The sequence below is a fragment of the Mesorhizobium sp. M0244 genome (assembly GCF_040321795.1).
Lineage (GTDB): Bacteria > Pseudomonadota > Alphaproteobacteria > Rhizobiales > Rhizobiaceae > Mesorhizobium.
Genome location: NZ_JAMYSE010000054.1, coordinates 1 through 14,356, shown reverse-complemented (window position 1 = coordinate 14,356; position 14,356 = coordinate 1). Strand labels below are relative to the sequence as shown.

Sequence of the window (14,356 nt, the reverse complement as noted above, 5' to 3'; positions counted from 1 at the left end):
TATGAGCCTGATCAAATCGGGCGCCGCCCATCTTTTCGGCGCCCTGGAAACGCGTTACGCTGTGGTCATGGATTTGTTACGCCATAAAAAGACGGCCGCAGGACCCGGCTTTCTCGACGACCAGTTCCTGATTGCCATGCCCGGCATGAAGGACGACCGCTTCACGCGCTCCGTCATCTACATTTGCGCGCACAGCGACGAAGGCGCGATGGGGCTGATCATCAACCAGACGCAGCAAATGCTGTTTCCGGACCTGCTCGTGCAACTCGGCATCATGAACGAGCTGGAGGCAATTCGCCTGCCGGCGCCGGCGCGCGACTTCGTCGTGCGCAATGGCGGACCGGTGGATCGCAGCCGCGGCTTCGTCCTGCATTCGGGCGACTACCGGGTGGAATCCTCGCTCGCCGTGTCCGACGACGTCTGCCTGACCGCGACCGTCGACATATTGCGCGCCATCTCCTCCGGCCGCGGACCCCGGCGGGCTCTGATGGCGCTCGGCTATGCCGGCTGGGGTGCGGGCCAGCTTGAAAACGAGATCGTCGAGAATGGTTGGCTGACTTGCCCGGCAAGTGCCGAGCTTCTGTTCGACGCCGACATCGACCGCAAATACGACCGGATACTTGCCTCGATCGGCATCGATCTCGCGCATCTCAGCCTGGCTGCCGGTCACGCCTGAACCTCATCACGTCCCGAAACTTGTCACGCCTGAGTCAGCGGGTACTGTTCCTTCAGCGTCTTCAGCACCTGGTCGCCCGGCATCGGCGCGCCGAACATGAAGCTCTGCACGTATTCGCAGCCCATCTGCCGCAGCTCCAGCGCATCGCTCTCGTCCGAAATGCCTTCGGCGACAACCGAAAGGCCGAGCTCATGCGCCATGTTGACTATGGATTTGAGCAGCACCGCGCGTTTCGGCGTCGCGTCGTCGACGAAGCTCTTGTCGATCTTGATGGTGTCGAAGGGGAAGCGCGTCAGATAGGCCAGCGATGAATAGCCGGTGCCGAAATCGTCCAGCGACAGGCCGATGCCAAGCTGCTTCAGCTTGGTCAGCACATGAGCGGTCTGCTCGGGATTGTCCATCACCAGCGATTCGGTGAGTTCGAGCCGGAAGCAGCGCGGCTTCAGATTGGCCCGCGCGATCACCGAGCGGACGTCGCTGACCAGGTCGCGGCGGATGAGTTGACGGCTGGACAGATTGACCGAAACCGACAGCGGCGCATCGCCGATCTGCTTTTGCCACCCCGCCAGGTCTTCGGCAGCCTGTTGCATGGCAAACAGGCCAAGCTGCACGATCAGCCCGCAGTTTTCGGCGACCGGGATGAAATCCGCTGGCGGGATCATGCCGCGGCGCGGATGGTCCCAGCGCAGCAGCGCTTCGAATCCGGCAACGCTGCCGTCTTCCAGCCGCACGATGGGCTGGTAGGCGAGCGTGAATTCACGCCGTTCGATGGCGCGACGCAGATCGGACTCGAACTGCAGCCGGTCGGTGCCGACGGTGCGGAAGGCGGGCCGGAACGGCTCGATCCTGTCGCCACCGAAACGCTTGGCCTGATGCATGGCGAGCTCGGCGTCCTTGACCATGTCCTCGGCAGAAGTCTGCGCCGAGGTCCAGGTGATCAGCCCGATCGAGGCGGTCAGCACGATCTCGCGCTTGGCGAAGGTGATCGGGTTGTTGATCGCATGTTTGATGGCGTCGGCGACGGCCGCGATGCGGGCCGGGTCCTGGTCGGAAAGCAGCATCAGCGCGAACTGGTCGCCGGCAAAGCGCGACAATGAATCCTTCGGTTTGAGCAGCCGGTGCAGCCGGCGCGCAATGGTGAGCAGGATGGTATCGCCGGCCGAGATGCCGAGCCCGTCATTGACCTGCTTGAAGCGGTCGATGTCGATGACGAAGACGGTCGGACGGACCTTCTCTTCCGTCCGCGCGATCGAGATGATCGCCTCCAGCCGGTTCATGAACAGCTCGCGGTTCGGCAGGCCGGTCAGATTGTCGTGCACGGCGTCGTGCAGCAGCCGTTCCTCAGACTTTTTCTGCTCCGTCACGTCGACCATGGTGCCGACGCAGCGGATCACCTCGCCGTCCGATCCGATCACCGGCCGGGCGCGCAACGAAAACCAGTGATAGTGCCCGTCGGCGCCGCGCAGGCGGAAATTCTGCGACACCCGGCCGCGCCGGTGTTCGAGCACCACGTCGAGCGTCGTGCGAAACGTGTCGCGGTCGTCGGCATGCAGCACCGGCAGCCAGTTGCGGGCAGGGCCGCCGAGGCTGTTGGGCGCCAGCCCGAGCTGGATGCTGACGTCGGGACGAGTGACGACGCGGTCGCGCAGCACGTCCCAGTCCCACACAGTATCGCCCGATCCGGCAACCGCCAGCGCCTGCCGCTCGAGGTCGGAGAACAGGCCCTGATGCAGGGCGCCGCCGGCAAAAGCGTGTTGCATCACGGTGAAGCCGATCAGCAGAATGATGAGAATCAGCCCGCCGCCCAGCGCCGGCTGGGCGATATCGTTGTCGAGCATACCGGTGATCGCCATCCACGATCCACATAGCCACAGCAGCACCATCACCCAACTGGGCACCAGCATGATGGCGCGGTCGTAACCGCGTATACCGAGGAAGATGATCAGGCCGAGCCCGGTCAGCGCGGTGGCGGCGAAGGACAGCCTGGCAATGCCGGCGGCAACCGCCGGATCGACGATGGCGACGCCGGCGATCAGCACCAGCCCGAGAATCCAGACCAGTGCGCCGTAGCTGAAATGGCCGTGCCACCGGTTGAGGTTGAGATAGGCAAACAGGAACACCACGAAGGTCGCCGCAAGCGCTACCTCCGTTCCGGCGCGCCACATCTGCTCATTGCCCGGTGAGATTTCTATGATCTTGTTGAGAAAGCCGAAATCGACGCAGATATAGGCAAGCACCGCCCAGGCAAGGGCCGCCGTTGCCGGGAACATCGAGGTCCCCTTGACGACGAAAAGAATGGTCAGGAACAGCGCCAGCAGGCCGGCGATGCCGATGACGATGCCACGAAACAGCGTGTAGGAATTGACCGAGTCCTTGTAGGATTCAGGGTCCCACAGATAGACCTGCGGCAGCTTGGGCGAGGCCAGCTCGGCGATGAAGGTGATCACCGTTCCAGGGTTCAGCGTTACCCGGAACACGTCGGCGTCGGGGCTGGTCTGGCGGTCGAGCGCAAAGCCCTCGCTGGGCGTGATCGCGGCAATGCGGGTCGAGCCGAGATCCGGCCAGAACAGGCCGGAATTCACCAAGCGGAAATGTGGTGCGACAATCAGCCTGTCGAGCTGCTGGTCGGTGGTGTTGGCGAGCGCGAACACCGCCCAGTCGCCGGTCGAGCGCGCGTCATTGGCTTCGACCTCGATGCGCCGCACGATGCCGTCCGGCCCGGGTGCCGTCGAGACCTGGAAATTCTCGCCCTGATTGCGGTAGATTTCGACCGCGCCCGAAAGGTCGAGCGCCACGTCGTCGCGGGCAATCTTGATCGGTTCGACCGCAAAGGCCGAGGATGCCGCACAGAGCGTGACGATTGCCGCCAGCATAAAGGCAAGCAGCGACCCGTTGCGCAGAAAATTCGTCAAAATCAGCCCTTTGTTCCAACGCCCGGCGAATCGTCCGCGATCCGGGCGTATAGGTAATGGTCCTGCCAGATGCCGTTGATCCTGAGATAGGATCGTAGCAGTCCTTCGCGCCGGAATCCGGCTTTTTCAAGCACGCGGATCGACCGGGCGTTGTCGGGGATACAGGCAGCTTCGATCCGGTGCAACCGCAGCGTTTCGAAGGCGAAACGCGTTACCACCTTGACGGCGTCGGTCATCAGGCCGCGGCCGCTGAAGCGCTCGCCGATCCAGTAGCCGATATGGCCGCTTTGGGCGACGCCATGGCGGATATTGCCGAGGGTGATACCGCCGGCAAGCTTGCCGCTGCTTTTCTCGAAGATGAAGAACGCGATGGCCGTCCCCTGCGCGTAGTCCTCCCGGTAGCGGCCGATACGATGCCGCCACGCGGTGCGGTCGAGCTCGTCCGGCGTCCATCGCGGCTCCCACGGCTCAAGAAAAGCGCGGCTTTCGCCGCGCAGCACCGACCACTCGCGATAGTCGTTGGTCAGCGGCACGCGCAGCGTGACAAGGTCGCCCTTCAGTGCCGGCAGGTCGCGGCGAAAGAAGGGGAGCGCGAACACGAGGCTCGGGTAGGCTTAGACGGCGAGCTTGCGGGCAGTGGTCTGCGTGCCCGAAAGCGAATCGAGGATCGCCTCATAGGGCGCGAGCGTACCCACCGGCCCGACAGCTGTAAGCGTCGGCTTGGTCGAAAACAGCCGCGACGACAGGTCCGTCAGCCGCTCGACCGTCAACGCCGACAGCCGCTCCATCAGCTCTTCCTTGGCGATCGGCCTGCCGAACAGAAGCAACTGCCTGGCGATCTGCGAGGCGCGGCTTGCCGGGCTTTCGGCCGACATGATCAGCCCGGCGCGATATTGGGCACGCGCCCGGTCAAGCTCCTCCTGCAGGATGTTCTCACCGGCCTTCTGCAACTCGTCGATGATCACCGGCACCAGCTCGGCAATATCGCTTTGTCCGGTCGCCGCATGGACGCCGAAGATGCCGGTATCGGAGAACCCCCAGTGGAAGGCATAAACCGAATAGCACAGGCCGCGTTTTTCGCGGATTTCCTGAAAGAGCCGCGACGACATGCCGCCGCCGAGGATCATCGACAGGACCTGCGAGGCGTAGAAGTCGCGGACGTGATAGGCACGACCCTCGAAACCCAGCACGATCTGAGCGTCCATCAAGTCGCGGTCTTCGCGAAAATCGCCGCCGACATACTGCGCATATTGCGGGATGGTGCCGTCGGCCTTGCCGCGGAAGCCGCCGAGACGCTTTTCGACCTCGCGCACGAAATCGTCGTGCTTGATGTCGCCGGCCGCCACCATCACCATGTTCTCGGCGCCGTACTGCCGTTCGATGAAGTCGTGCAGCTGCTTCGAGGTGAAGGATTTGACGGTTTCCGGCGTGCCGAGAATCGAGCGGCCAATAGTCTGGTGGCGGAAGGCGGTCTCGGTAAAGTGATCGAAGACGACATCGTCGGGCGTATCGTGAGCGGCGCCGATTTCCTGCAGAATCACATGTTGCTCGCGCTCCAGCTCCTGCGGATCGAATTCGGATTCCTGCAGGATGTCGGAAAGGATATCGACCGCCAGCGGCACGTTGTCGCTCAGCACCCTCGCGTAATAGGAGGTCGTCTCGACACTGGTAGCGGCGTTGATCTCGCCGCCGACATCCTCGATCTCCGAGGCGATCTCGAAGGCGCTTCGCCGTTTGGTACCCTTGAAAGCCATGTGCTCGAGCAAGTGCGCCATTCCGTGCTCTTCGTCACGCTCGTTGCGTGCGCCCGACTTGACCCAGGCGCCAAGGGCAACGGATTCGAGGCTTGGAAGGGTTTCGGTGGCGACTGTCAGGCCGTTCGACAGACGGCTTACCTCAACACCCATATGGCAATTACTCCCTAACGCGCCGCCCGCGTGTGGCGGCCGACATAACCTTCCACCATTTTCAGGTCGGATGGAAGTACCGTGTATTTTTCCTCGGCCGTCATCAACCCGTCTAGCCATGCGGGCAGGGCAGGCGACACGCCGCTGGCTGCCTCGACGGCCGCCGGAAACTTTGCCGGGTGCGCAGTGCCCAGCACCACCATCGGCACCTCGCCGGCGGCCTTGCCGGCGGCCACATGCACGGCTGCGGCCGTATGCGGGTCGAGCAGATAGCCGCTCGCCGCAAGTGTGGCGCGGATTGTAGCAGCAACCTCGTCCATGGTGGCGCGGCCGGCGTCGAATTCGGAGCGGATCTTGCCGATTTCGCCGGCCTCGATAGTGAAGGCGCCGGACTGCTTGAGCCCGTCCATGTAGTGCCGCACGGTCGAGGCATCGCGGCCGGCCGCCTCGAACAGCAAGCGTTCAAAGTTCGAAGAGATCTGGATGTCCATCGATGGCGAGGTGGTCGAAAAGACCCCCTTCATGCGGTATTCGCCGGTCGCCAAGGTGCGTGCCAGAATGTCGTTGTCGTTGGTGGCTATGATCAGCCGCTCGATCGGCAGCCCCATCTTCTTGGCGGCGTAGCCGGCGAAGATGTCGCCGAAATTGCCGGTCGGCACGGTGAAGGAAACCGGCCTGTCGGGCGCGCCGAGCGACAGCGCGGACGAAAAATAATAGACGATCTGGGCCATGATGCGGGCCCAGTTGATCGAATTGACGCCGGACAGCGACACCCGGTCGCGAAAACCGTGGTCGTTGAACATGTCCTTCACCAGGCCCTGGCAGTCGTCGAAATTGCCTTCGATCGCCAATGCATGGACGTTTGCGGCGGTCGAGGTCGTCATCTGCCGCTGCTGCACCGGCGAGACGCGGCCGTGCGGGAAAAGTACGAAGATGTCGGTACGGTTGCGCCCGGCAAAGGCATCGATGGCGGCCCCACCGGTGTCGCCGGAGGTGGCGCCGACAATGGTGGCGTGCTGGTCGCGCTCGGCCAGCACATGGTCCATCAGCCGCGCGAGAAGCTGCATCGCCACGTCCTTGAAAGCGAGCGTCGGGCCGTGGAAGAGCTCGAGCACGAACCGGTTCGGCCCGGTCTGCACCAGCGGGCAGACGGCCTCATGGCGGAAGGTCGCATAGGCTTCGCGCACCAGCCGTTCGAACACCGGCGCCGCGATCTCGCCGCCGAGGAACGGCGACAGCACACGGATGGCCAGATCGGGATAGGCAAGGCCGCGCATGGCGCGGATCTCGGCTACGGAAAAATGCGGCCAGGCGCTCGGCAGATAAAGCCCGCCGTCGCGCGCCAGTCCGGCCAGAACCGCGCCGGAAAATCCAAGCGCGGGCGCTTCCCCGCGGGTACTCACATATTGCATCGTCACGTTTCCATTGCTGCCGGGAATCTTCGCCCGCCGCAGGGTGGTGGATTTCTGCGCTGGCTCAGTCGCATTTTTGCCGCGCGGTTGATATACGTCACCGGCTTTGCGAGAGGGAAGTGCAGTTCATGGCGTTTCATTCATTCAACGGTCGTTTTGTCGCGGGTCTGGCGCTCACCGGCTTTATGCTTGCCGCCGCGGGCTGCCAATCAGGCGACACTGGCATTCTCGGCTTCGGCAAGAAGGATACGACGCCACCACCGCCACCGGACCCCAAGGTGCTTTCCAGCCAATTGCAGGCCTATTGTCCGAAAGTGACGTTGCGTGACGGCACTGCCTTCTTCAACACCTATGCCAAAAGCGGTCCGAAGCCGAAGAAGAAAACCGACGTCGCCGCCCAGGATGCTCAAGCAACCCAGACGGCCCCGGACGCGGTAGGCGCCGACCAGCCGGACGATTCCGCCAAGATCATTTATCAGGCTTCGATCACCGATGTGACCCGCGACTGCAGCCGCGCCAACGGCTCCTTGTCGATGAAGATAGCCGTCGCCGGCAAGGTCGTGCCTGGCCCGATGTTCACCCCCGGCACCATCACCATGCCGATCCGTATCGCGGTGATGCACGGCACCGAAGTTCTCTATTCGCAGCTTCACTCCCATCAGGTTCAGGTCACCGATCCTTCGAGTGCCACGCAGTTCGTCTTCACCGATTCCAACGTCGTCATTCCGGAGCCGACGGCGCAGGACTACCAGGCATATGCCGGTTATGACGAGGGCGCTCCGAAAGTAGCGACAAACAAGCCGAAGAAGAAGAAAACCGCCGCGACCAACTGAGCCGCTGCATTCGCGCCACGGCGGTTGGAGACGGCCTCTCAGGCGTCCGCCGACCATTCCGACAGCGCGGCGATCACGCTTTTCAGTTCCGCCCAGCGGCGGATGACCGTTTCGGCGCCGGCCTCGGTCAGCGCGTCGGCATGGCCGGGATAGCTGTGCGCCGCGCCGGTGAAGCCGATGACGCGCATTCCTGCCATTTTGGCGCCGGTGACGCCATGCACCGAATCCTCGATGACGAAGGTGTTGGCAGGATCGGCCTTGAGCTTTTCCGCGGCGAACCGAAACACGTCCGGCGCCGGCTTGGTTTTCCCGGTCGGGGTTTCCAGCGAGGAAAAAATCCGGCCGGCAAAGAACGGCAAAAGATGCACCTTCTCCAGCATGAATTCGATCCGCTCGGAACGCGAATTCGAGCAGACGCAGCGCGGCACTGTTACCGCGGCGACCGCCTCATGCGCCCCGTCGATGGCACGCACGTCGCTGCGCAGCCTGCGATCGACCAGCTGTTCCTCCTTGTCGATCAGCGAAGCCTGGAACGGGATACGGGACTTTTCCTCGACCCGCATCATGATGTCCTTGAAGGTCAGCCCGGCATAGACCTCGGAAATCTCCTCGGCCGATATCTCGTAGCCGGCCGAGGTCAAAAGCTCGGCATCGATGCGCGCGGCGATGATTTCGGAATCGACGAGCACGCCGTCGCAATCGAAGATGACAAGGTCTGGCTGAGGCATGGTGATCCGGGAAGCGGGATGAAGGGAATGCCGAGAGGCCTTTGGTCCAAACGGCTCAGGCGGCGCGGCATACACCAACAGGCCGGGCTTCGCAAATTCAGCGGCCTGCTTCACTGAATATTTACGCTGATCGGTAACCATAACGCGGAGTAAACAGTAACGCGTGCCTTGGGTGTCACAATGTCTGCCGTGCGTCTTCTCGACGAGCTTTCCGATGCTCCCCAGCAATCCGAGTGGCTGGATACGATCCTGAAGGGCGACTGCGTCGCCGCGCTCGAACGGCTGCCGGAAAAGTCGATCGACGTGATCTTTGCTGATCCGCCTTACAATCTGCAGCTCGATGGCGATCTGCATCGGCCCGACCAATCCAAGGTCGATGCCGTCGACGACCATTGGGACCAGTTCGACAGTTTTGAGGCCTACGACGCCTTCACTCGCGCCTGGCTGCTGGCGGCGCGCCGCGTGTTGAAGCCCAACGGCACGATCTGGGTCATCGGCTCCTACCACAATATTTTCAGGGTCGGCGCCAAAATGCAGGACCTGGGCTTCTGGATCCTCAACGACGTCGTCTGGCGCAAGACCAATCCAATGCCCAATTTCCGTGGCCGCCGTTTCCAGAACGCGCATGAGACGATGATCTGGGCATCGCGCGACCAGAAGGGCAAGGGTTACACATTCAACTACGAGGCGCTGAAGGCGTCGAACGACGACATTCAGATGCGCTCCGACTGGCTGTTTCCGATCTGCACCGGCGGCGAGCGCCTGAAGAACGACAATGGCGACAAATTGCATCCGACGCAGAAGCCGGAAGCGTTGCTTGCCCGTGTCATGACGGCCTCGACCAGGCCCGGCGACATTGTGCTCGACCCCTTCTTCGGTTCAGGCACTACCGGCGCGGTGGCCAAGCGGCTTGGCCGCCACTTCGTCGGCATCGAGCGTGAGCAGGCTTATATCGATGCCGCCATGGACAGGATCGATGCGGTCCGGCCGCTCGACGGCGCCAATCTGACGGTGCTGACCGGCAAGCGCGCCGAGCCGCGCGTCGCCTTCGTCACTCTTCTCGACAATGGCCTGGTGGCACCCGGCGCCACGCTCTACGACGCCAAGAAGCGCTGGGCGGCAAAGGTGCGCGCCGACGGCACTCTGGCGATCGGCGACAGTGCCGGGTCGATCCACAAGATCGGTGCGGAAGTCCAGGGGCTCGACGCCTGCAATGGCTGGACCTTCTGGCATTATGAGCGCAGCGGCGGCCTGACACCGATCGACGAGCTTCGCCGCATTGCGCGGCTGGGCATGGAGCGGGCAGGGGCCTGACGGCTTCTGAGTTGCGACAGATTCGTTAATGCGAAGTCTCAGCCAGTTACTGGAAGTGATTAAAATAACACTATGATCCCAAGACGCTCAAGATCCGCCTTGAGCGTCTGGGCGTCGGTGAACAGCACAGCCTGCCACCCGGCCGCCTTGGCGCCGTCGACATTCTTCTGGCTGTCGTCGATGAACAGCGTGGCTGCCGGATCGAGGCCGAACGCGGCGACGTGGTGATCATAGATGGCGCGATCCGGCTTGATCTGGCGGATGTCGCCGGAAACGGTCACGCCGCGCGGCCGATTGAGGAAATCGAAACGCTCGCGGGCCTCGGCAAGCGTGTCCGCGGCGAAATTGGTCAGCATCGTCACGTCATGGCCGCTCTCGATCAGGCCGATCATGATGGCGACGCTGTCCTCATAGGCATGAGGCACCATCTCGTGCCAGTGCCGGCGGAAATTGCGGACGTTTTCGGCGTGCTCGGGATACTCCGCGATTGCCAGCGCTTCGGCCTCCTCCCAGCTGCGGCCGCGGTCCTGCTCGATATTCCAGTCATGCGTGCAGACATTGTCGAAGAACCATTTCCGTTCGTCGGGATCGGGGATCAAGCGGCTGAAAGGCAGGTTCGGATCGTAGTGGATCAGCACTTTGCCGATGTCGAAAACGATGTGGCGGATTTCAGTCATTCTTCTCTCTTTCAATGCGGCCGCTGCTTCTTCGTCGCGCCCGGTATCGCCGCTTCGATTACCTTTTTCATGACGGTCGGCAGCGCTTCCCCGGAAATTTCATGCGCCAGCGACCAGAAATGCCCTGCCGGGGCGGCGCTGTCGGTCTCCGCCTTGAACACGTCGAGTTCGAGCGCGAAGTGGGTGAAGACATGGCCAATGCGCCCGGCCCGCCGCCAGTCGCCGGGGAATGGGGCTGCCGCATCGGTGGTGGCGCCGTCGATCCGCGCGGTCCAGCTGGTCGTGGGCACTTCGGTCATGCCGCCGAGCAGGCCTTTATCCACGCGCTTGCGCAAAAGGATGGCGCCGTCGCCCCTGAAGGCAACGAAGGCGGCGCCGCGGCGCAAGGGTTTTTCGGCCTTGGGCAGGCGGACCGGAAAGCGTTCGGGGTCGCCTGAGGTGGTCGCGCTGCAATCCTGCCGTACCGGGCAAAGCATGCAGCGGGGCCGGCGCGGCGTGCAGATCGTCGCGCCCAGGTCCATCATCGCCTGGGCGAAGTCACCCGGCCTTGTCCGGGGAACCATGCGCTCGACATGGCCGCGTATCTCGCCCTTGGCCTCGCCCAGCGGCGTGGCGATAGAAAACAGCCGTGAGACGACCCGCTCGACATTGCCGTCGACGACGGCGGCGGGCCGGTCGAAAGCGATCGCCGCGACTGCCGCCGCCGTGTAGGCGCCGATCCCGGGCAGTTCCTTCAAGCCGGTCTCGCTGTCCGGAAAGCGACCGCCTTGCCGCGCGACGAGATCGGCACAGGCTTTAAGGTTGCGGGCGCGAGAATAATAGCCGAGCCCGGCCCAGGCCTTCATGATGTCTTCGGTCGGTGCCGCCGCCAGTGCTTCGACCGTCGGCCATTTCTGCACGAAAGCCCGGAAATAGGATTTTACCGCCTCGACCGTGGTTTGCTGAAGCATCACCTCGGAAAGCCAGACCAGATAGGGATCGGGCCGCGCGCCGCCTGCCAGCGCGCGCGGCGGAACGCGCCAGGGCAGGTCGCGGTGATGCGCGTCGTACCAGCCAAGCAGCCGGAACGCGATCTCGCCATCGCCTGCGGATACGGCCTTGCGGGTCTGGTCGTGCAGTGCCATTGATCGACGGTCGGCCCTAATCCACTGGTGCTGAAGCTGGTGACTGGAGAACGCACATGGCAGGGAAAAGGCCCTTCGGCAATCCCGTTCCGGTGAGCGATCTCGCAACCGAGATACTCGACCCGGTGCTGCGCAAGCGGGCCGGCATGTCGATCGGGCTGGTCCAGTCGTGGGAAGAGATTGCCGGGCCGCGGCTTGCCGGCCGCTCGCGCCCGGAAAAGATCCAGTGGCCGCGCCGCATGCATGAGGACGATCCGTTCGAGCCGGCGGTGCTGGTCATTGCCTGCGAGGGTGTGGCGGCACTGCATCTGCAGCACGAGACCGGCGAGATCATCAACCGGGTCAATGCGTTTCTCGGTTTCAATGCGATCGGCCGGATCAGGATCGTGCAGAAGCCGGTAATGACGGGCAAGGAAAAGCCGAAACCCAGTTTGCGGCCGCTGACCGTGGCCGAGAAGGCGAAGCTGTCAGGCACGGTCGGTTTGATCGAGGACGACGGGCTGCGCGCCTCGCTGGAGCGGCTTGGCGCCACCATTCTCGGCCAAAAGAAGCCGTGATCTCGCGCTATCGTGATGGCATGCTGGAATTTGGCGATTGGAATAGGGACGGCAATGCCTTAATTCGCGCCAACTCTCGCTTTTTGTAGCCTTTGCATTGCAAAATCTAACTATTGCCAGGTGATTCGTATGATCCGTTCCTTGTCCCGCAGAAACCTCTTGTCTTCGCTGGCCGCCATACCAGCGGTGGCTCTGCTTGCCGCATGCAGCGACTCGGGCGAGAAAGCCGAGGCGCAGGATGTGACGCCTGCGGCCCCCGCCGATTCGACGAAACCCGCCGACGCTGCGAAGCCGGCCGCTCCAGCCGCCGCCAAGGCGCCGGAAGCTCAGGGTACGGTGGACATGGCGGCCTTGTTGAAGCCGGGCGCGCTGCCCGACATGCAGCTCGGCAAGGACGATGCAAAGGTCACCATCGTCGAATATGCCTCGATGACCTGCCCGCACTGCGCGCATTTCGCCGAAACCACTTTTCCGGAGCTGAAGACGAAGTATATCGACACCGGCAAGGCCCGCTACATCCTGCGCGAATTTCCGTTCGATCCCAGCGCCGAAGCCGGTTTCATGCTGGCGCGCTGCTCCAAGGACAATTATTTCCCGATGGTCGACGTGCTGTTCAGGCAGCAGGCGAACTGGGTTGGTGTGAACAATACCAAGGACGCACTGCTGCAAATCGCCAAGCTTGCCGGTTTTACACAGGAGTCCTTCGAGGCCTGCTTGACGGACCAGAAACTTCTGGACGATGTGAGATCCGTCCAGAAGCGCGGCGCCGACGAATTCAAGGTCGATTCCACACCGACCTTTTTCATCAACGGAAAGACCTACAAAGGGGCGATGTCGATTGCGGAAATGTCGGCCATCATCGACCCTCTGCTCTGACGTTTCGGCGACGCCGAAGCAGCTGCGCTTCGGCGTGCGCGGCTTTTTGTTGTGCCGCGGGTTCTTGTCGCAAAGCCGCGGAAGACTTTTGCGGAACTTGGCTATGGGCCGGCGCGAATGAAGTTCTCGCGCCTTCGCCTCCTCGGCTTCAAATCCTTCGTCGAACCCGGCGAGTTCGTCATCGAACGCGGCCTGACCGGCATCGTTGGGCCGAACGGCTGCGGCAAGTCGAACCTGGTCGAGGCGCTGCGCTGGGTTATGGGCGAAAGCTCCTACAAGAACATGCGTGCGTCCGGTATGGACGACGTGATCTTTTCCGGTTCGGGAACGCGTGCGGCCCGCAACACCGCCGAAGTCACGCTGTTCCTCGACAATAGCGACCGCACCGCGCCGTCCGCTTTCAATGACGCCGATGAATTGCAGGTCTCGCGCCGCATCGAGCGCGAGGCCGGCTCGCTCTACCGCATCAACGGCAAAGAAGCCCGCGCCAAGGACGTGCAGCTGCTGTTCGCAGATCAGTCGACCGGTGCCCGCTCGCCCTCTATGGTCGGCCAGGGCCGCATCGGCGAGCTGATCCAGGCAAAGCCGCAGGCGCGCCGCGCGCTGCTGGAAGAGGCGGCTGGGATTTCCGGCCTGCATACGCGCCGCCACGAAGCCGAGCTGCGGCTGAAGGCGGCCGAACAGAACCTCGAACGGCTGGACGACGTCGTCGGCGAACTGGAAAGCCAGATCGAAAGCCTGAAACGCCAGGCCCGCCAGGCCTCGCGCTTCAAGAACCTGTCGGCCGATATCCGCAAGGCCGAAGCGACGCTGCTGCATCTGCGCTGGACGCTGGCCAAGACGCAGGAAGGCGAAGCGCGTTCGGCGCTGGCGATTGCCACCGCGCTGGTCGGCGACCGTGCCGCCGCCCAGATGGCTGCCGCCAGGGAACAAGGCATCAACGCCCACCGGCTGCCGGACCTGCGCGATGCGGAAGCCGCCGCCGCCGCCGCCTTCCAGCGTCTGTCGATCGCCAAGGCGCAGATCGAGGAAGAGGCAGGCCGCATCCGCGCCCGCCAGGCTGAGCTCGACCGCCGACTGCAACAGCTCGACGGCGACCTTGCCCGCGAGGAGCGCATGGTCCGCGACAATGCGGATATCCTCGAACGCCTCGCTGCCGAAGAAGCCGCGCTCAACGCCGAAAACGCCGGCGCTGCCGAGCGCGAGGCCAGCACCCGCGCGGCTTTCGAGCAGGCGGCATCGACGCTTGCCGTGAGCGAGGCCAGGCTCGCCGCGCTGACCGCCGAACGGGCTGAGGCTGCCGCCTCGCGCAACCAGATCGAACGGACGCTGCGCGACAC

General features: G+C 63.4%; 13 protein-coding genes. 6 read left to right on the top strand and 7 right to left on the bottom strand.

Annotation, left to right across the window (positions count from 1 at the left end):
* Nucleotides 1–67: 67 nt before the first annotated feature.
* The gene (locus NKJ08_RS25715; RefSeq protein ID WP_352527066.1) at nucleotides 68–676 is read left to right on the top strand and encodes a YqgE/AlgH family protein; all 609 of its coding nucleotides are present in this window, start codon (nucleotides 68–70) and stop codon (nucleotides 674–676) included.
* Nucleotides 677–699: 23 nt separating this feature from the next.
* Here NKJ08_RS25715 and NKJ08_RS25710 read toward each other — a convergent pair whose 3' ends face one another.
* From NKJ08_RS25710 to thrC, 4 genes are read right to left on the bottom strand one after another with little or no spacing between them, the layout of a single operon-like run.
* Nucleotides 700–3,588 carry an EAL domain-containing protein gene (locus NKJ08_RS25710; RefSeq protein WP_352783992.1) on the bottom strand — a complete coding sequence of 963 codons (2,889 nt, stop codon included), beginning with the start codon at nucleotides 3,586–3,588 and terminating at the stop codon, nucleotides 700–702.
* A gap of 2 nt (nucleotides 3,589–3,590) precedes the next feature.
* Nucleotides 3,591–4,187, bottom strand: coding sequence for a GNAT family N-acetyltransferase (locus tag NKJ08_RS25705; RefSeq protein WP_352526987.1), 597 nt, complete (start codon nucleotides 4,185–4,187; stop codon nucleotides 3,591–3,593).
* Between the two features lie 15 nt (nucleotides 4,188–4,202).
* Nucleotides 4,203–5,495 (bottom strand): M16 family metallopeptidase, encoded by a 1,293-nt coding sequence (locus NKJ08_RS25700; protein WP_352526988.1) that lies wholly within the window; start codon nucleotides 5,493–5,495, stop codon nucleotides 4,203–4,205.
* Nucleotides 5,496–5,509: 14 nt separating this feature from the next.
* On the bottom strand, nucleotides 5,510–6,907 hold the full coding sequence (gene thrC / locus NKJ08_RS25695) for a threonine synthase (RefSeq protein WP_352783989.1): 1,398 nt from the start codon (nucleotides 6,905–6,907) through the stop codon (nucleotides 5,510–5,512).
* Between the two features lie 128 nt (nucleotides 6,908–7,035).
* Between thrC and NKJ08_RS25690 the strand changes: the two genes are divergently transcribed.
* Nucleotides 7,036–7,740 (top strand): hypothetical protein, encoded by a 705-nt coding sequence (locus NKJ08_RS25690; RefSeq protein ID WP_352783987.1) that lies wholly within the window; start codon nucleotides 7,036–7,038, stop codon nucleotides 7,738–7,740.
* A 38-nt stretch (nucleotides 7,741–7,778) separates the two neighbouring features.
* Here the strand turns inward: NKJ08_RS25690 and NKJ08_RS25685 are convergent, their stop codons facing one another.
* Nucleotides 7,779–8,468, bottom strand: a complete 690-nt coding sequence (locus tag NKJ08_RS25685; protein WP_352526991.1) for an HAD family hydrolase — start codon at nucleotides 8,466–8,468, stop codon at nucleotides 7,779–7,781.
* Between the two features lie 180 nt (nucleotides 8,469–8,648).
* Here NKJ08_RS25685 and NKJ08_RS25680 point away from each other — a divergent pair, with 180 nt between their 5' ends.
* Nucleotides 8,649–9,782 (top strand): site-specific DNA-methyltransferase, encoded by a 1,134-nt coding sequence (locus NKJ08_RS25680; RefSeq protein ID WP_352526992.1) that lies wholly within the window; start codon nucleotides 8,649–8,651, stop codon nucleotides 9,780–9,782.
* Between the two features lie 59 nt (nucleotides 9,783–9,841).
* Here NKJ08_RS25680 and NKJ08_RS25675 read toward each other — a convergent pair whose 3' ends face one another.
* On the bottom strand, nucleotides 9,842–10,459 hold the full coding sequence (locus NKJ08_RS25675; RefSeq protein ID WP_352526993.1) for an HAD family hydrolase: 618 nt from the start codon (nucleotides 10,457–10,459) through the stop codon (nucleotides 9,842–9,844).
* An 11-nt stretch (nucleotides 10,460–10,470) separates the two neighbouring features.
* On the bottom strand, nucleotides 10,471–11,583 hold the full coding sequence (gene mutY / locus NKJ08_RS25670) for an A/G-specific adenine glycosylase (RefSeq protein ID WP_352526994.1): 1,113 nt from the start codon (nucleotides 11,581–11,583) through the stop codon (nucleotides 10,471–10,473).
* Nucleotides 11,584–11,639: 56 nt separating this feature from the next.
* On the opposite strand from mutY, the gene NKJ08_RS25665 reads away from it, so the two are divergent.
* The 3 genes from NKJ08_RS25665 to NKJ08_RS25655 form a co-directional block, all read left to right on the top strand.
* The gene (locus NKJ08_RS25665) at nucleotides 11,640–12,140 is read left to right on the top strand and encodes a DUF721 domain-containing protein (RefSeq protein ID WP_352526995.1); all 501 of its coding nucleotides are present in this window, start codon (nucleotides 11,640–11,642) and stop codon (nucleotides 12,138–12,140) included.
* A gap of 129 nt (nucleotides 12,141–12,269) precedes the next feature.
* Nucleotides 12,270–13,016, top strand: a complete 747-nt coding sequence (locus NKJ08_RS25660) for a DsbA family protein (RefSeq protein WP_352526996.1) — start codon at nucleotides 12,270–12,272, stop codon at nucleotides 13,014–13,016.
* A gap of 117 nt (nucleotides 13,017–13,133) precedes the next feature.
* A partial coding sequence (locus NKJ08_RS25655; RefSeq protein WP_352783983.1) for an AAA family ATPase occupies nucleotides 13,134–14,356 on the top strand: 1,223 nt, incomplete at its 3' end.

Coding starts and splice junctions, on each gene's coding strand:
- NKJ08_RS25715 (WP_352527066.1), top strand. CDS start 68: ATGGATTTGTTACGCCATAAAAAGACGGCCGCAGGACCCGGCTTTCTC.
- NKJ08_RS25700 (WP_352526988.1), bottom strand. CDS start 5,495: ATGGGTGTTGAGGTAAGCCGTCTGTCGAACGGCCTGACAGTCGCCACC.
- thrC (WP_352783989.1), bottom strand. CDS start 6,907: ATGCAATATGTGAGTACCCGCGGGGAAGCGCCCGCGCTTGGATTTTCC.
- NKJ08_RS25690 (WP_352783987.1), top strand. CDS start 7,036: ATGGCGTTTCATTCATTCAACGGTCGTTTTGTCGCGGGTCTGGCGCTC.
- NKJ08_RS25685 (WP_352526991.1), bottom strand. CDS start 8,468: ATGCCTCAGCCAGACCTTGTCATCTTCGATTGCGACGGCGTGCTCGTC.
- NKJ08_RS25680 (WP_352526992.1), top strand. CDS start 8,649: ATGTCTGCCGTGCGTCTTCTCGACGAGCTTTCCGATGCTCCCCAGCAA.
- NKJ08_RS25675 (WP_352526993.1), bottom strand. CDS start 10,459: ATGACTGAAATCCGCCACATCGTTTTCGACATCGGCAAAGTGCTGATC.
- mutY (WP_352526994.1), bottom strand. CDS start 11,583: ATGGCACTGCACGACCAGACCCGCAAGGCCGTATCCGCAGGCGATGGC.
- NKJ08_RS25665 (WP_352526995.1), top strand. CDS start 11,640: ATGGCAGGGAAAAGGCCCTTCGGCAATCCCGTTCCGGTGAGCGATCTC.
- NKJ08_RS25660 (WP_352526996.1), top strand. CDS start 12,270: ATGATCCGTTCCTTGTCCCGCAGAAACCTCTTGTCTTCGCTGGCCGCC.